The organism is Phocaeicola faecium, assembly GCF_014837055.1.
Classification (GTDB): domain Bacteria; phylum Bacteroidota; class Bacteroidia; order Bacteroidales; family Bacteroidaceae; genus Phocaeicola; species Phocaeicola gallinarum.
In genome coordinates, this window is sequence record NZ_JACSPQ010000002.1 from 137,643 (window position 1) to 158,205 (window position 20,563).

Below are 20,563 nucleotides of genomic sequence, written 5' to 3' on the forward strand. Positions count from 1 at the left end.
AATAGCGCAAGATATATACATTAACGTCATACAGAACAAGTTCCAGTGTATTAAAGATATAGAATTTAATTATACTTTCCCGCATCTTGTTGTCAAATTCTTTAAATAGTATTATATTTGTAATTACAATCATAAAAAATTTTATTAACATGACAAGGAAACAGGTTATAACCTTATTTGCCGCTTTCTGTTATGCGCTTTCTCCGGTTGTGGGGCAGGCGCAGGAAAAAACGCAACAGGAGGTTGAGAAAGAAAAAAAAATGGAGTGGTTTGCAAAAGCCAAGTTGGGTATTTTCATCCATTGGGGAATTTATTCGGTAAAGGGAGTCTCTGAAAGTTGGTCTTTCTTTAATAAATATCTGCCATACGATGAATACATGAGCCAAAAAGACGGGTTTACCGCTTCGAAATACGACCCGAAAGCATGGGTGGACTTGATAAAAGAGAGCGGGGCGCGCTATACGGTTATCACAACCAAACATCATGACGGAATGGCTTTGTGGGACACGAAAGCGGGTGCATTGAGTACGGTGAAGTGTACGCCTGCCAAGCGAGATTTGATTGCTCCCTTTGCGAAAGAGGTTCGCAAACAGGGGCTGAAATTGGGCTTCTACTATTCATTGCTCGACTGGTCGCATCCCGATTATCCGAATATGACGCGCACGGAGGTTCGCTATAAGAATGATTCGGTACGGTGGCAACGCTTCGTCGACTTCAATATGGCGCAGCTAACGGAATTGAACAAAACTTGGAAACCGGATTTGTATTGGTTTGATGGCGACTGGGAACAAACAGCCGAAGCATGGAACGCCAAAGGAATCGTAGATTTGTTGCGCTCGGATAACAAAAATGTGGTTATCAACTCGCGTATTCAGGGATATGGCGATTATGCCACACCCGAACAGGGAGTACCCATTGTTCGCCCGGAAGACAAATACTGGGAGCTGTGTATGACGATGAACGACTCATGGGGCTATCAACATACCGATACCAACTATAAATCGCCATATATCTTGTTGCGCACGTTTGTAGATTGCCTTAGCATGGGAGGAAACTTGCTGCTCGACATTGGTCCGAAAGAAGACGGAACCATTCCTGAAGAGCAAATCAATATATTGAAAGAGTTCGGACGCTGGACAAAGAAACACAAAGAAGCTATTTACGACACTCGTGCCGGTATCCCCACGGAACATTTTCAAGGTTACACCACGCTGAACGAAGCGGGAGATATTTTGTATCTCTACTTGCCGTATAAACCTAACGGCCCGATTGAAGTTAAAGGATTGATGAACAAGGTAAACCGTGTTTGGGTAGTGGGTAACGGTGCAATGTTGTCATATAAAGTATATAACAAGAATTACTGGAACGAGGTGCCCGGAAACCTTTACATCGACGTGCCCGAACAGGTACTCGACCCGCAGATAACGGTGGTAGCCGTATTGCTGGACGGACCGGTAAAATTATATCGCGGAGCAGGACAGGTAATAGAAAGTAATTAATATCAGATACATTATGAAGAAGCAATTAGTATGTAGTTTGTTTGCGTTGGCAATAGGCGGACAGATGCTGGCGCAGAATTTGTACACAAAGTATGAGCGTACGCTGACTCCTCCAGAGGGCTATGTATGCTATCGCACGAACGGAAAGATAAAGGTAGACGGCAAACTGAATGAAACGGATTGGCAGAAAGCACAGTCTACTTCCTCGTTTGTTGACATCAGTGGTGAGGGATTTGCCAAACCGTGTTATGATACTTCTGCTAAAATGTTGTGGGATGACGATTATCTCTACGTAGGAGCAACCTTGCAGGAAGATGACATAAAGGCAAAATTGAGCCAGCGCGATACGATTATTTATTACGACAATGACTTTGAAGTGTTTCTTGACCCGGACTGCGACGGACAGAACTACTTTGAGATTGAAACCAACGCTAAAGGTGTGATATTCGACCTGATGCTTGACAAACCTTACCGTGCGGGCGGCAACTTCATGATTCAATGGGATTGTCCGGGACTCCAACTGGCTGTACAGCGTGACGGTACTTTGAACAACTCGAAAGATAAAGATAAACAGTGGACGGTGGAAATGGCTATTCCCCGCAAAGCATTGGCTGTGAATTTTGCCAATCCGATAGAGGCAGGGAAATACTGGCGCATCAACTTCTCACGTGTGCAGTGGCTGAAACCCGGACAGCGTGAAGAAAACTGGGTATGGATGCCTACCGGAAAGATAGATATGCACATGCCCGACAGATGGGGATTCTTATACCTTTCAGACAAAGTGGTAGGACAGGGAACAGAAACCTTTAAGTATCCTTATAACATGGCTGCGTATAAACTGCTTTGGGCGATGTATTATGCACAGTTGGATAACTATGCGAAAGAGAAAAACTATCTGCGTGCAAAAGAGAACTTCTTCCTTACAGATGCTGAGCTGAAAGATCTTCCGGCAGGGGCGGAAATCACGGTAGAGGCTACCGGCCATACGTTCCGCATGTCGGTTAGTGTTCCCGAAGAGAAAGTACGTTACGTGGTTGACAATACCGGAAGGTTCAGTCGCGAAACCATTGCTCCCCGCCAAGTAAAGAACTGGGTATGGATGCGCATCAACAAAGAAAAAGGAGATGAATATTACAAAAAATATTTCGCACTGCTGAAAGAATGTGGTATCAGCGGAGTAATGTTCGAAGGCTACGATGAAAATACGTATAAGATGTGTAAGGAAGCCGGTCTGGAAGCACACTACTGGAAGTGGACGATGAACCGCCACGAGGTACTGAAAACACATCCTGACTGGTTTGCCGTAAACCGTAAAGGTGAATCGGGCTATGATAAACCTGCGTACGTGGATTACTATCGTTTCCTTTGCCCGAACCATGAAGGCGTTGCCGAATATTTGGCTGCCGATTATTTGAAAGAGGCCAATTTGCCTTACGTAGACGGTGTGCATCTTGATTACGTGCGTTTCCCGGATGTAGTATTGCCTGTCAGCTTATGGAAAAATTACGGTATCGAACAAACGTCCGAATTGCCTGAATACGATTACTGTTATTGTGACGTATGCCGTCAGAAGTTTAAAGAACAGACCGGAAAAGACCCGATGGAATTGAAGTACCCGATGGAGAACCAGTCATGGATAAACTTCCGTCTGGATGCGATAACCCGTGTAGTAAACAAGATTACGCAGACCTTGAAGTCGGAAGGTAAGCGCGTTTCGGCTGCCGTATTCCCCGGACCGTCTATGGCACGCAAGATGGTGCGCCAAGATTGGGGACAGTGGTCGCTCGATGCTTACTTCCCGATGATTTATAACGGTTTCTATTACGAAGGTCCGGAATGGATTGGACGTTCGGTGAAAGAGAGTGTAGAAACCATTAATGGAAGAGCCAAGATTTATGCCGGATTAATGTTCCCGGATATCAAAAACACGTTTGAACAAGCATTGGATGAGGCTTTCAATAACGGAGCTTCGGGTGTATCGTTCTTCGATGGTCCGGACGAAGAATACTTGCATAAATTTAAGGCATATCTGGAAAAGAGAGGTTTTGAAGTGGTTAAATAAAGACGATTAAGATAATATGAGAATAGCAAGTATATGTTTGTCTCTGCTCATGGCTTTGAGCGCATGGGGAGCAGGACACAAAGAATTGCCGGCAAAAGGAGACTTGACATTAACCGTGTTCGATAAGGAAAATGTCCGTTTCGTTCCGGATGTATATGGCGGTTATGCTGCTGCAGAAGCCGATGGAGTTATCCATCTGGTAAACGGACGTATTATTTTAAAGAAAATACAAGTTCCCGATTATCAGCGCGACGTAACAGTGAGTCTGAAAGTAACGGTAGCGTCGAACGGCGATCGTTGGGATAAGTCGGGTTCTTGTTTCGTACTGCCGAAAGAGTCTGCCATTAATTTGCTGAATATTGCTCAGGGAAAAGAAAAGTTTCCTGCCATCGACAGTTTGAAACTGGAAAACATGATTGGTATCGTTCCGGGAAAGAACTACCTGCCTACCATTGAACTGATGCGCTTCATGACTCCTTTCGGGGTAGGACATTACAGTGAAGACGATGATTCACTATCCAGCAAGCGCCGTCCGGTGTACATTCCTAAATGGGAGAAATGCGTACAATGGCAGCAAGACATCACGGATTTGTATTCAACCTTGAAAGGGGAGGCTTACGTAGGTATCTTTATTGATACGTGGACACCCGAAGGATACATAGCAAGCATGGAACTGAAATTCAAAGAAACTCCGGTGGCTTGTGAAAAACTGGTTCGTCGCCACGTAGAACCGTTAATGAATACCGTATATTACGTGGGGCAGTCTTACCCCGACATCTTCTCACGCAAGGCGGTTTCTACCGAATTTACACTGCCCGAAGGAGCTAAGAATGTACGTTTGAAATACATCGTTACCGGTCATGGAGGACATTCGGGAGGCGACGAGTTTGTACCGAACCGCAACATCCTTTCAGTAGATGGGAAAGAAGTGTATAACTTCACGCCGTGGAGAGACGACTGTGCATCGTTCCGCCGCTTTAATCCGGCTACGGGAGTATGGTTAATCAAACGCTTGGCGGCTTATATCGGTGAGAAGGGATATGAGACAAAAGAAGTAGAAGAACCATTGGCTTCGTCCGACTTGTCTCGCTCTAACTGGTGTCCGGGTTCGGATGTTGTCCCCGAAGAAATTCCTTTGACAGGTTTGCAAGCCGGTAAACATACTTTCACGGTAGATATTCCGGAGGCACAACCGGTAAGTAATGATGAGCTGAACCATTGGTTGGTTTCTGCATATTTGGTATGGGAAGAATAAATCGGATTTGCCAATAAATCCTCTTTGAAAAGAATCCCCCTTATTTGCTTTATTGAACTGGGTAAAGTTTTCGTAAGGCAAATAGGGGGATTTTTTTTCTGATATAAGAGCCTGTTTTAACCCAAATCGGTCATTAGAAAATCGGGCTTTCATTTTGCGTGAAATACGTCATGATTATGGCAATAATTAAGGTGTGCAATGCAAATTTGGGTCATAATAAAGGTTACTGTCTTATATTTTGCTTGCAAAAATTTCTAATGACCGATTTGGGTTTAAACAAGTTCTAAAACATCAGGCAAGTTACAGATTGTAATTACTATTTCATTGGGTGGGGATTGTTAAGTGTCAATTTGATAGTCTATTCCCAGTAGTTTCATGTAAAAATACGTTTTTTGTTTTCTCTTATACCTTGAAAACTTCTTTTAAGGGAGCGTAGTGTAAATTGAACCCTTGCATGAATTTTTTTGTTTAAGAATATGAGGGATGAGTCAGTTTCTTTATCGGAAAATTTAAATAAGTTCTAAACCTTTTGTTTTAAGTTATTGTTCTTTATGGAATTTTCAACGTATGGTAAGGTATTGGTGCTTAATTAAATCCGTAAAAAAATCATGTTATCAGAGTTAATTTAAAACGTAGAATAGATGAAATTGAAAATACATATTTTTGTCGTAATGACAGTTCTATGCCTGTTTTCCTGTACCCGTCGGGGAAGTGGTGGTTATAGTATGTCATTGTTGATGCTTGAGGATTCGCTGAATGCCATGCCTGAAAAGTATCTGAATCGGATCATTGATATCGATACAGCTTCTTTGAACAAAGCCGATAAAGCACTTTACTATGCTTTGTTGGTTCAGGCTAAGGCGCTTGTTCCCGATACTCCCCTGCAACTTTCAAACCAGTCGGACGAAGCGTTATCCTATTTCTTGGGGCAAAAAGATTCTGCCCGCCTGTGCAGTCTGTATTTCTCTTTGGGGAAAGTATATGCAGACAACTATGCGTTTTTCAGAGCCAATAGCAGCTATAATCAGGCCGAAAAGTATGTAAGAAATGACAGCCGGATGCTTTTTTCCATCAAATTGGGAGAAGCCTCTATTTATCATTTTAAAATGATGTATCGGATGGAAGAAGAATGTTTGCAGCAAGCCCTGCACATTGCGGTTCTGTTAAAAGATTCTGTTCTTACGGCAGAAGCACTGCACGAGTTGGCGAAACTTCATCTGACGGAGAATAATTATTCCGAATCCGACAATTACTTACGCAGGGCATTGCAACTGTTGCCTTCCCGTAAATCGGCGTTGCGTGCTGAGTATTATAAAGATTTAGGCAAGATTTATTTGGCTATGAACAAGCTCGATTCTGCCTTATATTATGTCGATATCGCTTTACAGAATGATAGCTCATTTAATTTTAAGCTGTCGTGTAACCTGATTCAAGGGAATATTTTTTTGAAAATGCATCGGCTTAATGACGCCGAGCGGATTCTGATGCAAGACATTGACAAACTTCCTTTGAACTGGAAACGAGATACTTATTATAAAATGTCATTGCTGAAGGATGCCGAGAAAGATTATCAGACGGCTTTTCTTTATGCGAAGAAAAGTATTGGTTGCAGAGATTCGCTGGATATGAACAACAAGATAGGATATATCAGTAATCTGAATGCCTTTCAGGAGCACGACCGTCAGCAGCAGAGGATTGTCCGTATCAATATGGAACTTGCCGAACAGAAACTGGCTTATTACAAGCTGGCTGTGAGTTTGTTCTTGATTCTTGGGGTGGGAATCTTGATTGTGTATCGTGTGAAACGGGCGAAAAGAAAAATCGAGGTGACGCTGAAAGAAAAAGAAGAGATTATGGTCGATCTTCAGAATAGCAGGTGTGAGGCAGAACATCGGTACCAGCAGGAAAAAGATGACCGTGAAGCCCTTGAGGTGGAGTCGCTTAATCAGCGCACGGAGTATTATAAGAGGCTCAATGCGCTTACAGTCCCGATTTTGATAAAAAGTCAGAACTCGCAGGGCTTTATGCATCTGAAAAAAGAAGACTGGGATATTATAGTCCAGAACACCAATGCTTGTTTCAATAATTTCACGTATCGTTTGAAAGAAGCGTTTCCGCAGTTGACGTCAGAGGAGGTACATTTTATCTGTCTGTTGAAAATGGAGCTGCCACTGTCTCTGCTTTCGGATGTATATCATATTGCTAAGGGGAGCATTTCGAGAAAGAAAATGCGCTTGAAAGAAAAGATGAAAATCGAGAACATGACACTCGATGATTTTATCAGACAATTTTGATATCCCCCGAAAACGCTACCGTTAGCGTGGGTTATCCCATGCGGTAGAGTTGACCATTTCTATTCGAAAGGCTGACCGGTTCTTCCGTTAGAGTTTTTCATTCTCCTGTACTAATCGTAAAATGCTTGAAACGAGCTTTTTATGAGTTTGAATAAATTCAAAATTTTCTGTCCGCAGGTGTCATGGATTAAGTATTGGCTTTAACGGAAGGATGGGGGCAGACCGTTTTTCCGGGAAAATATAAATGGGTGTGTTGGTTGATGGCGTATATTGCCTGTTGGGGTAATGTACACGCTTGTCTTGTGTAATCATCTGCATATTAGTGTTTTATGAAATTTATTTGTCTATCACGGTTTTTTCTTTCTTCATGTAAGGGGGCGTAATTTTGCACCCGTAATTTATTGAAACAGGCTTTTAGGAGAATCCTACCAAATATAAGAGCCTGTTTAAATTTTCCAATAAGTTGTTTTTATCAGCTTCCTTTTGAGTTTGTTTCCAGTCTGTTCTTCGAAAACAATTCTCAAACTAAAGCCGAGCAAAATTTAAACGAACTCTAAAAGCGATGCAAAAATTAATGTTTATTCCCAGCATGATTTGTTACATGCTGGCGTGTTATTTCCCTTCATTTATCGTAGAAGGAGAAGGCTATCCGGAAGTGGGAGGCTGGTTTCTTTCTCTTTTCGGATGGGTGGGCTTGGTGATGGACAGCAGTTTGTTGAGCCTCTTCTATTTTTCATGGTTTGCTAATGTTACTTACCTCTTTGCTATAATTAGTTTGTTGCATAACCGGTCTAAATCTTTCCACATTTGGATGGTTTGTACGTTTGTATTAGGGATGAGTTTTCTGTTCTGTCCTTCGGTCATAAAAGACGAGTCGGGACAGATGTTTGCCATCGATTCGATGGCTATCGGGTATTACCTTTGGATAGGCAGTTTTTTCTGTCTTTGGATGGGCGGATTATGTGCCTTGAAGCGGTGAGAACAAAAGAATGTTTTATTTGTTATAATGACATAATGTTTACGTGCCTTTATAGATTAATGTAAAAATGAAAGAATTTATCCGAATGCTTAAAAGTTGGGACAATTGGTCCGGTCGGGCGTGTCGTAGAGAATACTGGATGTCTGTACTGATTCTTGTAATCTTTATTTTTGCGGCATGTGCTCTCGATGCTTTGGCAAATACAAAATTTATGTTTGTCGGAGTCTTGTTCCTCTTTTGCTTGATTCCGAGTTATGCTGTCAGTGTAAGGCGGCTGCATGATATAGGAAAAAGTGGCTATTGGTTATTCATTAACTTAGTGCCTTTCGGATGTTTTTGGTTTTTATATTTAGTGCTTCAAGATAGCGATCCCGGGAGGAATCGCTATGGGATAAATCCTAAAGAAATTAAGAGCCTGTTTTAATTTTCCGATTAAGTGTTTTTATCCGCCCCCTTTCTGAGTTTGTTTCCGGTCTGTTCTTCGAAAACAATTCTCAAACCGAGGCAGAGCAAAATTTAAATAGGCCCTGATTGAAATTGGATTTGTGGTATTTAAGAAAGTTAAAATGTTTTGCTGTCCCCTTAATCAGTTTGTACTGATGCAGGGGACAGTGTTTTTTATGGCTCCTGTTTGCGGGTAGCGATGTATATGCCTGTCAGTATCAATATCATTCCTCCCAGTGCTACGAGGGTTATTTGTTCGTTAAGAACTGCATAAGCTCCCAGCATGGTAGCAAGCGGATTCAGATAAAGATAATTGGAACTCTGTATGACTCCCATTTTGCTTACTACTATATTCCATAACAGATAACAGCCTAATGATGCTGCAATCCCAAGAAACAGCAAATTCCCTAAAATGACCGGAGTTACTAACAGGTCGAAATCCATGAACAAAGGTTGGATTAAAAACACGGGCAATATGGTTAAGATGCCATAGAAAAACACTTTGCGCGTTATGAATATCGAAGAATAGTTGTTGGTTATCCGCTTGATTATTAAGCTGTATACGCCCCATAAAAGAGATGCCGATAAAGCCAAGAAGTCGCCTGTGGGAGATAGTTTGAGCACAACGTTTCCGTTGAATATAACCAACCCTACTCCTAACAGTGCGGCTAAAGAGCCGTAAACGAATCTTTTGGTAAACTTCTCGTTGCGCGTACACAATACGGTTAGAATGGTTGCTGATAGTGGCGAGGTGCAAATAATAAAAGACACATTAGATGCTTGTGTCATCTGTAAAGACAGGTTTTGCAGGAAGAAGAATAGCGAACCACCGGTTATTCCGCCGGCCATCATATACAACTCATCTTTCCAATTATCTGCGAATAACTTTAACGGAGAAATCGTCCAGATGCCGATATAGGCTAACAAGAAGCGGTAAAAGAAAACATCTTGAGGGGAAAGTCCGTAGTTGATGAGTATTTTGGTAGAGATAAAAGTTGTGCCCCAAATAAATACAACTGCAATAGCAATCAGTTGATAATACCTCTGTTTCATTTCAAAAAAAGATGTGAGTCGTTTGTTTTTTCGTGCGAAAATATGTCTTATGCGTAAAATAATCAATCGGAATACTTGAAATGTACATGATATAAAAAGTTATATCATTGGTTTATAGTTATTTAATAATTTTATTTGTACATCTGTTTAGATAGGATTTAATGGAAAAAAGATTGGTAGTGATTCTTGGAGGCCGCTTCGTTTGTATATTGAAGCGACCTCCGGAATCACAGTTTATATGAAAAAAGGTAGGGTTTTTATCGGATGATTCCCCGGAAGGTGGATGCCGGCAGTCCGTCGCCATTCACCAGATTAGCCCGGGTAAACGGTTGCCATCCATATCGAACAAACTTCGGATGTTTTACCTTGTCTGTATAGAGGATGACTTTGTTTTTTCTTATTTCGGCTCTGGCAGGGAAATAAAAGCCTTCGTAGGTTGCCACTTCAAAATGCGTAAGCGGTTTCCCATCCGAAGTGTGTAAGCCTTCGCCGTAAGCAAACTCTACCACTACGGTATCGTTTTCCTGTGTGGCGCGTTTGAATAGAGGCCCCGACGGTACTATCGCTTTGCCATATTCGCGGCAAAGCGCCCATCGAGCCAAGCGTTCTCCTATCGGCCGTTTGTCGGTAGGATGTACATCAAGAGAATCTCCTTTGTCGGACGAAACAGCCATTCCGGTGTATGGAATATCTTGCATAAGCAGTCGCTGGCTGTCGCGGAACCACGTCCACGAAGGACGGTTAAGGCTGGAGAGCTGAACAAAATAGAACGGCAGTCGTGCATTGTTCCACTGCTTTCTCCATCCTTCCACTAACAGTTTAAACAGCCGGCTGTGTGCCTGCATGTTATGCGCGTTCGATTCTCCCTGATACCAGATAACTCCTTTTATCGGATATTTTTCGAGTGGCAGGATACCGGCTTCATACAGGTAACACGGCTCGTACGGATGCCGCTTGAAGGGTGATGTGCTTCGCTTCAGGTTCAGTAAAGCCCGTTCGCGTGCCCATTGCTGGGTAAAGTCGTTGGTCGTCCAGTCTTTGAGGATAGCCGGAAAATTTGCCTCCAATGAAAAACGGTCCGTCCATGATTCGGTAGTAGAACCTCCCACGGCATTACAGATGAGTCCGACGGGCACGTGCAGGCTGTCTTGAAGCATCTTCCCGAAGTAATAAGCTACTGCCGAAAAGTTGGCAGCCGAAACAGGCGTACATGTTTGCCATGCCGTTTCTTTGTAATACATCAGTCGGCTCGCCGAATCGATGGCTTGTTCTGTCCATTCGGAAGCATCGGTTTTCCATCTGCCCTGCATGTTAAACAGACGGATGTCCGGATTCGTAGCTTGCGGTATGGCAGACGCCGCGTTCCGGTCTTGTTTCAACATAAATTCCATGTTCGACTGTCCGGAACACAACCAGACTTCCCCCGCTGCCACGTTTCGGAACGTTTGGGAGGTTTCCGGTGTGCTGACCGTCAGCGTGTAATTGCTTCCCGCCCGTATCGGGTCTATTGTCACTTCCCATCTTCCATTCTTTCCGGCAGTTGCCGTTTTATGCTGTCCTGCAATCTTTACGGTTACATGAGTACCCGCATTCGCCATTCCATGTATGCAGAGGGCGGTATCTCTTTGTAACACCATGTTGTCTGAATAGGTGGCGGGTAGTTGCAATCCGCCGTAATTCCCCGTAATGGCAGCATATACGGTCTTTGCCAAAATACCTGCTCCCTCTTCGTTGGGATGAATGGCATCGGGAAACAGATTAGGGAAAGGGTAAAGCGGCGTATGAAAATCAATCAGTTCCGCTCCGCTGATTTCCGACACGGTTTTGATAGCCTCCTGTATCTCTTTGTGCCATTGCTGCGTACCCGACATGAAACGTGGATGTCTGTCGCCTATCGGAGTAATGTAAGCAATCAGGATGCGGCATTGCGGATTGACTTCTCTGAACGAATCAATCAGGCGAAGATAATCTTTCACGAAGTTATCTCGATAATCAGGCCAATCACGCGGGTCGGTATCGTTTACTCCCAAATGAATAACAACAATATCTGCTGCAAACCGAAGCGCATTCTGATACTCCTCCTGCTTCCGGTACGGGCGATGCCCCTTTTCAAGCAAGGTAGCTCCCGGTTTCCCGAAGTTGCCCACCCGGAATCTGTCGCCCAACATATTCTGAAGCTGAGCAGGATAAGACATCTTCATTCTGTCAACGATTCCCGTTCCATAGGTAATGCTGTTTCCCATGCAAGCCACCTTGACGGTTTCGTCAGCTTGCGTCCAGACAGTAATCCAAGAACAAAGAATAAGCAAAACAAAGAATCGTTTCATGGCTATTTTTTAATATAAGGAGTGATAATTGTTTTCCAAAGCAGATACCCTTTACCTAACAAGTGAAGTCCGTCGTTCGTATATTCGGTCTTCATCTGACCTTGTTCGTCTGCAAAATGAGAGAACAGGTCAATATAAGTCACATGTTCCTCTTGTGTCATTTGCCGGATAGCCCGATTGATATCCGGTATCATTTGCCAGCGCGAAGTGTGTTCCTCAAACATCTTGTAATGGGGAGTAACAGGAAGTAAGCTCTGTACAAAAAGTTCGGTATGTGGAGACTCGGCCTTTACTTTCTTGACAATATTCCGAATACTTTCCGTTATATTGTTCGCCGACTCTCCTCTCGGCACGTTGTTGATTCCGATAAGTAAGAATATCTGTGCGGGCTGCCCCTTGAGCAACACCGAAAGTCGGTCGTAAACACCTTCGGTGGTATCTCCGCTGATTCCCCGGTTTTTTACATGCGGATTATTGAACAGTTCGCTCCATTCTCCCCCGTCCGTAATGCTGTTTCCAATAAATAAAATATCATCGGCAGATACGGGTAACTGTTCAAATAATGTAGCCCGCTGATAGTAATATGTAGAATATTTCGGGGTGGCTTGTCCGAAAAGCGAAATATTGGCAGCAAGGCAACACAGGAGGAAAATAAGTTTTTTCATTTTCGAAAAGATATTTAGGGAAAAGCAAAAGAGTATCCTCACAAACTTAGGGAGGATACTCTTTTTCAAAGGACTACTTAATTAATTTTCATATCCGGGAGTTTGCTTCAGCGCTTCATTTTCTCCCAAAGTATTTTCATCAATCGGCCATAACAGGCGTGAAGCATTTGCGTTAGAATATTTCGTAGCATATTCATCACCCATCAGTCGGATGTCATACCATCTCTTTCCTTCGAACAAGAATTCTCTCATCCGTTCTTTCAGGATTGCTTCGAGCGGGTCTGCGTCACTTCCTACAAAGCGGTTGTTAGTGTAGAATGCAGCATCCGTATCGTTCGGATATGCCACTTCTGCTCTGTGGGCATTGAAATATTCTGTTCCGTATGCACGTTTGCGTACTTCGTTGATTTCTGCTGTGATGTCTTCTCCCAAGAATGCTTTTGCTTCCGCAAGAGCTAACAGGCAGTCGGCATATCTGTAGATGGGATAATCATCAAGCCAGCTTCGGGTAGCGTCACCTTCCAGCAATACACCTTGAAACTTATAAGGTATCGGTGCGCTGAATGTAATCTCTTTGGTATTTTCATTTTGTTGATATATACCTTTGATTGAATAACCTTTTCGGGTATCCCCGTCGCGGAACAGCTTGGTGTACAGTTCCTGTTCAACTTGGTAACGGATAAGACCGTTCATATCAGACATATCCGTTTGGCTCAGCGGGGTTCCGTTTTCATCACAATAAGAAGCAAAGAAGTTCTGGTTCATAACCATATTCAGTCTGTACTGGTCGTTCCACATCGTGTATTCGTTTCTTCCGTTGTGGATGGTGAAGATGATTTCTGAGTTCTCTTTGTTGTCATAAGCGAATACTCTGCTGAAATTGCTCTGCAATGTAACGTTGGCATTCTTTACGCTTTCCAATGCGTTTTTTGCCGTCGTGTAGTCGGTATTGCCTCCTCCCATGTGTCTGCCGCTCCACAGATAGACTTCTCCTTTCAGCATCATGGTAGCTGCTTTAGACCAATAACATTTGCCGTTTTTGAAAGAGTAATCATCGCCGAACGCATCTTCCGAACTTTGAATATCGTTCTTGATTTGCGTCATCACCTCGGTTGCGGGTGAAGCTGCTTTACTCATGTTTCCGATGTTGACAGAAGTTCCTTCCGTATAGTCAAGATGAAGAATAACATCACCCCATGAACGCAGCAGGTGGAAGTAAACGTATGCTCTCAATCCGTATGCCTGTCCCAGATAGTAGCTTCTGACATTGTCTGCCAATAAACCGGTTGATTCAGTATGGCTGATCATCAGGTTTAACTGGTTGATGATGGTATAAAATTCACCGTAGTTGCTGATTACCGGATTGGCGGCATTCAGTGTGTTGTCAATCATTCGTTCTACACCTTGTGTAGCTTCGCCGGTAAACGGATTGGTGTTGTAAATATCGGCACGCGGTTCTCCCAATTCGAAGATGGTGTACGTCCGTTCACGAAGCAAGCCGTGAAGACCCACGTTGAAGGCTTCGAATTGAGCTGCATCTTGCCAGTAGTTTGCATCCGTAATGCTGCTGACCGGTTCCATGTCCAGACATCCGGAGAAAGATGTAGCGATACATCCTGCTAAAATATAATTGAATATCTTTTTCATAACTTGTAGTGATAATTTAGAATGTTACAGATAAACCAAACAATACGGTTCTCGGAGTAGGATAACGTCCGTTATCAATACCGCGACCATAAACAGTTGAGAGTGCCGGTTCGGGTGATACACCGTCATAGCCTGTAATGTAGAACAGGTTCTGTCCGGTTACATATACTTGTGCGTCGGTCATTCCCGCTTTGCTTATCCATTTTTTCGGCAGGCTATAGCTTAATGTAATTTCGCGCAAAGCCAAATAATCTCCCTTTTCATAGAAGCGTGAACTGTTGTTGTCTACTGCCGTATTTCCGTTATTTGAACGGGTAATGTTTTTCTTGTTCAACTGGTCGGCGTAAGTAAATACCGGAAGGTCGGTGTCAGGATTGGTTTCACTCCACATGTCGTGAACTTGCGTAATGATGTTAAACTGTCCCTGATACTGTCCGAGTGAGCGGGCTTTCAAGTCATTATAAATCGTATGACCCAAAGCGTAGTCGAAACGTGCGTATAATGACCAGTTCTTATATGAGAGGGTAGTTGAAAGTCCACCGGTTACTTTCGGGAAAATGTTTCCTACCACATCGCGGTCGAGGCTGTTGATTTTTCCGTCTTGGTTGATATCTTTCCAGCAAACGTCTCCCGGTTCGATGGGTTTCCATCCATCCGATTCGGCGTAGGTCACTCCCGTGTTCGGGTTGATTTGGTCTGCCATGCCCGGTCCGTAAAGGTTGGCAACTTCATCGATAACCATGTTGGCGTTAGCACGTACATCGTCCCAGTCTCTGAATACGTGGTGTTGTACGTAACCTACCAAGTCGCCTAACTTACCACCTTCTCTATAACCGCCAATCCATTTGGTAGGAGTGGTTCCGGTTTCGGGGTCGTACGGTCCGGCTGCAACTTCGTATCCGTCTATTTGGTTAAACGGTTTGTCGCTTGTAGGAAGTTGCAAAACCTTGTTCGATACAGAGGTAAGGTTTGCCGAAACTTCCCAGTTGAACCCGTCGGGATTAGAGAGGATGTTTGCTCTTACTTCCATTTCGAAACCGGAGTTGCGCAGTTTACCCAAGTTGGTCTTCATGCTTGAGAAACCGGTATATGCCGGCAGGTTCACATCAGTAAGCAAATCATCGGTAGTTCGGTTATAGTAGTCCAAAATAAACGCCAAGCGGTTGTTGAAGAATCCTAAGTCCAAACCGGCTTCGAACGAGCGGCTCTGTTCCCATCTCAAACCGGTGTTTATCAACGTTGAGTTGTAATATCCGGTTGCACCGTTGTAGTTACCGGCTCCGATTTGTCTGTAAACTCCGTAAATGTCGAAGTTTCCGATTCCGTTTACGTTACCGTTTACACCGTAACTCAAACGCGGTTTGATGTTGCTGATAACATCGGCTACTTTAGATTCTTTCCAGAAATCTTCTTCAGTAACATTCCATCCTACGGAAACACCCGGGAAGAAACCCCAACGGTTGTCTTTCAAACGTGAGATACCGTCGTAACGTGCTACCAATGATACGAGGTATTTCATTTGATAGTTGTAATTCACACGTCCGAATACGGAAGCAATACGATACCCCGTCTTGTTTGAAGTGGTATAAGTACGTGTCGCTCCGGCGTTCAGCGTCGGGATGTCGTCGGTCGGTGAATTTTGGGTTCTTGCCTCCATAGAAAATTCATTATACCCAAAATATTCACTACCTAACATGACATCCAAGTTATGGCTGTCTTTGAACGTGTCGCGATAGTTCAACGTTCCGTTGACCTGTATCTGAGTGTAACGCTGTATCTGCGCAGTTGCTTCGCGCGTATTGGTCGGGTCAGCCGATGTTTGGAATTGGTAAGACTTGTTAAACGATTCATACTGGTAGTCATAATGATAGAGAGATGAGTTGCCGCTCAATGTCAGTTTCTTGGGGATGATGTCCAAATCGAATCCGAAATTGTAAGTTGCCTTGCGCGTTCCGTCTTCGCTGGTAAGCCTTTCTCTGTAATATTCCGGATTACCGTCGCCCGTATTCCATCCTGATGCCGGTGTGCCGTCTTCGTTATACGGATTCCATGTAGGACGTTGTGAGCGCGTACGGTAGAATAATTCGTATGAACCAATCCACAACGACGGCTGTTGAGACCATGTATAAGTAGCTCCTCCTTTTACATTTAAGAAGGGGAATATCTTATATGTTCCGCTGACAGAACCGTTGAAACGCTTGTAGCCTGTTCCCTGAATCTGACCATCTTCCTTGTAATATCCCATGCTGGCGATGTAAGTACCCTTGTCGTTACCGCCGGTGATGTTGATGTAATGGTCTTGGGTCAGCGCTGTTTTGTCGAACACGGCGTCGTCTAACATGCCGCTGTAATCCTTGTAGAGCAACTGTTGTCCTTCGTAGTACGGGTCGTCCATAACCAGCCATCCTTCATTCTGGAGGTGAGAATTTTCGCTGGTAAGGTATTGAACATCAATCAAGTTGTTTTGCGTACCGTAACCCGTTTGCGTATCTACGCTGGCAGCACCCGGCACGTTGTTGGTATACCGCTTGTAACCCAAACGGTTATAGTAGATATAATCGTGTGCGTTACAGAAGTCGTACCCCATGCGGGCAAAGTTTACACCTAATTTGAATTTATAGTTTACAGTAGCTTTCCCTTCTTTTCCGCTTTTCGTTTCAACCAAGATAACACCTCCGTTGGCACGCGCTCCGTAGATAGCTGTTGAGGCAGCATCTTTCAATACCTGTATGGATTCGATGTCTGAGGGGTTGATGTCGCTCATGCTGTCGCGGATAATACCATCGACAACGATTAACGCTCTACTGTTTCCACCCGTAATGGTTGCACCGCCTCGAAGGGTAATATCAGGTTCTGCACCCGGCTGTCCGGTGGTGTTTACTACACGCAGACCGGTTACCGAACCTTGCAGCGCCTGTCCTACGTTACTCATCGCCGCGTTTTTGATAACTTGGTCGTCCATTTTAGAGATGGCGGTAGTCAATGCCGCACGTTTTTGTGAGCCACCGTATCCGGTTACCACCACTTCGTCAAGAATTTCTGTATCTTCTTTTAATACAATGCTGAGAGGTTCGCCGTTCCAAACCATCGATTGGGTAGCATAACCGATAAATGAAATTTCGATAACGTCCCCTTTGTTTACGTTCGACAAGGCGAAATTGCCATCCAAATCAGTTATCGTACCGTTTGTTGTTCCTTTTACTACAACCGAAGCACCGATAACCGCTTCACCTGTTGCGTCTTTCACAATACCTTGACATGTGGCGGCCTGTTGTGTGATGCTGACTGCCATCTCGTCGTTAGTGGGTGTAGCGTTGACTATCCCGGTAGATATGCTACCTAAAAACAGCAACATGCTAACTGACTTAAATCTTTTATTCATACTTATTGAGTGTATTAGGTTAAAACTCATGATTGGTGTCTTGCCGAAACGTTAACAAAAGGTCAACTTTATAAAAACTGGGTTTGACAGGGCAAATATATAAATATATTTTCATAATGAAGAATATTTTGAAAGAATATTTTATTAACAACCCAACTTTTTATGTTTTATATTTTTTATTAGGGCGTTTGTATATGTTTCATTTTAGTTAATAGCTTATTTTGTCAGAATGTAATTTTGAAATTTATGGCTGTGAAAATGTTACTGTTGTTTGAGAGCCATGATTTAACATTTAAAGAGCAAGGTTGGCTTTTGGGGAGCGATGGCTTTCGTTTGTCGGATTAGGAAAGCGGCTATTGGTTTATCCCGCGAAACGCTACGGTTAGTTTGGGGTATTTCATGCGGATAAGTCTTCCGGTTTTACCCATAGGGATGACTTGCTTTTCGAATAGAAATTTTAATACTTTTGGAGGCTGAAAAGTAACAGTCTTTATATATAAGGCATTGTTGCGTATTTGTTCAATCAGAATCTAAGGCTGAAAGTAATAATCTTTGTATGCAAGAACGATGAATGTAAAAAAAACGGCAGGTAAAAAAGCGCTGTTTTTACCTGCCGCAACTGATAAATAATCACTAATGCTAAGAGCTCGTTTAAATTTTCCAATAAGTTGTTTTTATCAGCTTCCCTTTGAGTTTGTTTCCGGTCTGTTTTCCCGTTTTTACTCGTCAGATAGCCCGCTATCCTCCTCGCAAAAACAAAAAAACATCCTCGAAAACAATTCTCAAACTAAAGTCGAGCAAAATTTAAACGAACTCTAAGAGCCTGTTTAAATTTTCCAATAAGTTGTTTTGGGCTTCTTATTCTCGGATAATGTCTTTCAGCTTTATACTTTGGAAAGTCATGTGGGCTACACTGCTTTCATACAGTATGCCTATGGTTTCTTTGTCAATCATGGTAAGACATGAATAGCCCCAGTTATACCCTTCGTCTAACAGAAGTTGATGTTCCGCGCTCCAAGTTTTTCCTCCGTCGGTACTGATTTTGATGGTCATATCTTTTCGTTCGCTGGTAGAGTTGGGGTTCGAGAATATCAGCAAGTCTTTGCCAAGCGCGTTGTCTTTGGCTTTTACACTGATGAGGCTCGCCATACATACCGGTTCAATCAGTGCCGTGCGTGAAGACTCGTGTTCTTTCCACGTCTTGCCCAAATCGGTAGTAGTATATACAGCCCGGCTTCCGCCCCGGTTGTCTCGCATGTTGAGCATGAGCGTTCCCGGTTCCACTTCGGCAACTTGCGCTTCCGTGGTGTTGGTGCGGGCATGGTTGTGGATGTGCCATGTAGCTCCCCGGTCTTTGCTATACATGATGCCGGCGTTCGGGATGCGCGTTTTGTCGATATACTGTATCGGGAAAACCAGTGTACCGTCTTGCATGGTGATTCCTCTTCCCGGCCCTTGTAACAAGAAGTACCATTCGGGCTGTTTTACCTGTTCGGTAACGTTGATGGGTGCCGACCATGTTTTGCCATCGTCCGTGCTCTTCGCCATTACCAGTTGCGCTGTATGGTTCAAATCCATGCCCGGATGCGAACTCCACCATGCGCGCTGGTTGCCCATGCCGTGTGTCCATGCCGCCACAATCCAAACCGTATTGGTTTTGGTATCTACCAAGATAGAAGGGTCGCCCACTCCGTTTTGAGCCGCCGGCAGTCCGTCGTATTCACCAAACGATAGTGGCAGACGCATCTTTTCCCACGTTTTTCCTCCGTCGGTACTCCGGCTCAAACCAATGTCGATATGCTCCTGCAAATCTACGCTGCTGTTATAACGTACGTCGTACACGCCCAAAAGCGTACCCTTGTTGGTCGTAACCAATCCGGGGATACGGAAAGCCGCGGAGCCGTCATCGCCGGCATGACGCACGCCTACGCCCATTCTTCTCACCACTTTGCCTTTGCTCATGTCTTTTACGGGAATAGACTTGCCGTCGGCTTCGATTTGCGAGATTTGCGCACAAACTTTGGTGTGCAGCGAAGCCGAAGGTTTCATCTCGATGCTCACCCAAAAGAAGTTATATCCGGGGAACAGTTTTTGGTTTCCTTCCAGCTTCACGGTGTTCGAAGTAGGAGATACCTCCGATTTTTTTACGGAATAAGACGGATTTGCCGCCAGTGTACGTCCGGGGTTATTGCTTGATATGTATTCTACCGGAGCAAAGCGTTTCTTTCCTCTGTCTTGCGATGCTTCGGTGCCGCCATAATACAGTTTTACCGATTTTATCTGTGAGGTCGGTACTTCTTTGTCGAACGTCAGGGTAACGTTATCCAGCGTTTGGGTCTGCTTGGCATCGAGACGCATGTAAAGTAATACATTGTCATTCCGCTCTATCAGGATGGGCACTTGAGGAGCTTTGACAAAAACCGTGTCGGATGCCTGTAAGCCGATAAATGAAAACAATCCGAGTAGTAGGGATAATAGTTTCTTCATGGTGTTGCAGTATGATTAGATTTTTATTTTACCGATAAGTTTCTTTATTTTTCCCTCGCCGATGATGGGAGCATGAGGGTCTTCGGGGAAAGCAATCAGAAATTCTCCCGGGCGGAGCGTTACGCAGGCGGTAGGCTTGTCAGCGTACAGCGCACAGTCGCCTTCCTTTTCGTAAGGCTTGATTTCGTGGGTAAGGTCTTCTATCGCTTTCCACCCGATGGTTTCCGTTCCTTCAAGCAGCAGGTGGATGTCGATGTAATCGCGGTGTAACTCCAATACTTGTTTATCGGCAGGTACACATTCCGGATTGATATGGTTAATAAACACGTCGTCTCCCTGAACTTCGATGCGTCCGTATTCGGCATTCAGCAGGTCGTGAGTCTTGACGTAATCGAAAAAAGTTTTGAAAAGCGGATGTAACGCCTCTATTCTATCACTGTGAGTCAGGTTTGAAACTATCATAATGATT

The 20,563-nt window shown here is 43.9% G+C and carries 13 protein-coding genes; 6 read left to right on the forward strand and 7 right to left on the reverse strand.

Annotation, left to right across the window (positions count from 1 at the left end; translation table 11 throughout):
- Window positions 1–149 precede the first annotated feature (149 nt).
- From H9626_RS06145 to H9626_RS06170, 6 genes are all read left to right on the forward strand, one after another.
- Window positions 150–1,499, forward strand: coding sequence for an alpha-L-fucosidase (locus H9626_RS06145; RefSeq protein ID WP_191709931.1), 1,350 nt, complete (start codon window positions 150–152; stop codon window positions 1,497–1,499).
- A 64-nt stretch (window positions 1,500–1,563) separates the two neighbouring features.
- Window positions 1,564–3,561, forward strand: coding sequence for a sugar-binding protein (locus tag H9626_RS06150; RefSeq protein WP_438616939.1), 1,998 nt, complete (start codon window positions 1,564–1,566; stop codon window positions 3,559–3,561).
- A gap of 16 nt (window positions 3,562–3,577) precedes the next feature.
- Window positions 3,578–4,816: a PNGase F N-terminal domain-containing protein gene (locus H9626_RS06155; protein ID WP_191709933.1), complete on the forward strand. Its 1,239-nt coding sequence runs from the start codon at window positions 3,578–3,580 to the stop codon at window positions 4,814–4,816.
- Window positions 4,817–5,457: 641 nt separating this feature from the next.
- Window positions 5,458–7,110, forward strand: coding sequence for a tetratricopeptide repeat protein (locus H9626_RS06160; protein WP_191709934.1), 1,653 nt, complete (start codon window positions 5,458–5,460; stop codon window positions 7,108–7,110).
- Window positions 7,111–7,672: 562 nt separating this feature from the next.
- Entirely contained in the window at window positions 7,673–8,089 is a 417-nt protein-coding gene (locus H9626_RS06165) for a hypothetical protein (protein WP_191709935.1), read from the forward strand.
- Window positions 8,090–8,156: 67 nt separating this feature from the next.
- Window positions 8,157–8,513: a DUF805 domain-containing protein gene (locus H9626_RS06170; protein WP_191709936.1), complete on the forward strand. Its 357-nt coding sequence runs from the start codon at window positions 8,157–8,159 to the stop codon at window positions 8,511–8,513.
- A 194-nt stretch (window positions 8,514–8,707) separates the two neighbouring features.
- Here the strand turns inward: H9626_RS06170 and H9626_RS06175 are convergent, their stop codons facing one another.
- The 7 genes from H9626_RS06175 to H9626_RS06205 all read right to left on the reverse strand — a co-directional run bounded on the left by H9626_RS06175 (window position 8,708) and on the right by H9626_RS06205 (window position 20,556).
- Window positions 8,708–9,586, reverse strand: a complete 879-nt coding sequence (locus H9626_RS06175) for a DMT family transporter (protein ID WP_191709937.1) — start codon at window positions 9,584–9,586, stop codon at window positions 8,708–8,710.
- 257 nt (window positions 9,587–9,843) lie between these two features.
- On the reverse strand, window positions 9,844–11,913 hold the full coding sequence (locus tag H9626_RS06180; RefSeq protein WP_191709938.1) for a GDSL-type esterase/lipase family protein: 2,070 nt from the start codon (window positions 11,911–11,913) through the stop codon (window positions 9,844–9,846).
- Between the two features lie 2 nt (window positions 11,914–11,915).
- Window positions 11,916–12,578, reverse strand: coding sequence for a GDSL-type esterase/lipase family protein (locus H9626_RS06185; RefSeq protein WP_191709939.1), 663 nt, complete (start codon window positions 12,576–12,578; stop codon window positions 11,916–11,918).
- 81 nt (window positions 12,579–12,659) lie between these two features.
- Window positions 12,660–14,225, reverse strand: coding sequence for a SusD family outer membrane lipoprotein NanU (gene nanU, locus H9626_RS06190; protein ID WP_191709940.1), 1,566 nt, complete (start codon window positions 14,223–14,225; stop codon window positions 12,660–12,662).
- Window positions 14,226–14,241: 16 nt separating this feature from the next.
- Window positions 14,242–17,517, reverse strand: a complete 3,276-nt coding sequence (locus H9626_RS06195; RefSeq protein WP_225230908.1) for a SusC/RagA family TonB-linked outer membrane protein — start codon at window positions 17,515–17,517, stop codon at window positions 14,242–14,244.
- A gap of 948 nt (window positions 17,518–18,465) precedes the next feature.
- The gene (locus H9626_RS06200; protein ID WP_191709942.1) at window positions 18,466–20,094 is read right to left on the reverse strand and encodes a BNR-repeat neuraminidase N-terminal domain-containing protein; all 1,629 of its coding nucleotides are present in this window, start codon (window positions 20,092–20,094) and stop codon (window positions 18,466–18,468) included.
- Between the two features lie 15 nt (window positions 20,095–20,109).
- Window positions 20,110–20,556 carry a NanQ anomerase/TabA/YiaL family protein gene (locus H9626_RS06205; RefSeq protein ID WP_191709943.1) on the reverse strand — a complete coding sequence of 149 codons (447 nt, stop codon included), beginning with the start codon at window positions 20,554–20,556 and terminating at the stop codon, window positions 20,110–20,112.
- Window positions 20,557–20,563: the final 7 nt, after the last annotated feature.

Coding starts and splice junctions, on each gene's coding strand:
- H9626_RS06145 (WP_191709931.1), top strand. CDS start 150: ATGACAAGGAAACAGGTTATAACCTTATTTGCCGCTTTCTGTTATGCG.
- H9626_RS06195 (WP_225230908.1), bottom strand. CDS start 17,517: ATGGCAGTCAGCATCACACAACAGGCCGCCACATGTCAAGGTATTGTG.
- H9626_RS06180 (WP_191709938.1), bottom strand. CDS start 11,913: ATGAAACGATTCTTTGTTTTGCTTATTCTTTGTTCTTGGATTACTGTC.
- H9626_RS06170 (WP_191709936.1), top strand. CDS start 8,157: ATGAAAGAATTTATCCGAATGCTTAAAAGTTGGGACAATTGGTCCGGT.
- nanU (WP_191709940.1), bottom strand. CDS start 14,225: ATGAAAAAGATATTCAATTATATTTTAGCAGGATGTATCGCTACATCT.
- H9626_RS06175 (WP_191709937.1), bottom strand. CDS start 9,586: ATGAAACAGAGGTATTATCAACTGATTGCTATTGCAGTTGTATTTATT.
- H9626_RS06155 (WP_191709933.1), top strand. CDS start 3,578: ATGAGAATAGCAAGTATATGTTTGTCTCTGCTCATGGCTTTGAGCGCA.
- H9626_RS06150 (WP_438616939.1), top strand. CDS start 1,564: ATGCTGGCGCAGAATTTGTACACAAAGTATGAGCGTACGCTGACTCCT.
- H9626_RS06200 (WP_191709942.1), bottom strand. CDS start 20,094: ATGAAGAAACTATTATCCCTACTACTCGGATTGTTTTCATTTATCGGC.
- H9626_RS06185 (WP_191709939.1), bottom strand. CDS start 12,578: ATGAAAAAACTTATTTTCCTCCTGTGTTGCCTTGCTGCCAATATTTCG.
- H9626_RS06165 (WP_191709935.1), top strand. CDS start 7,673: ATGCAAAAATTAATGTTTATTCCCAGCATGATTTGTTACATGCTGGCG.
- H9626_RS06160 (WP_191709934.1), top strand. CDS start 5,458: ATGAAATTGAAAATACATATTTTTGTCGTAATGACAGTTCTATGCCTG.
- H9626_RS06205 (WP_191709943.1), bottom strand. CDS start 20,556: ATGATAGTTTCAAACCTGACTCACAGTGATAGAATAGAGGCGTTACAT.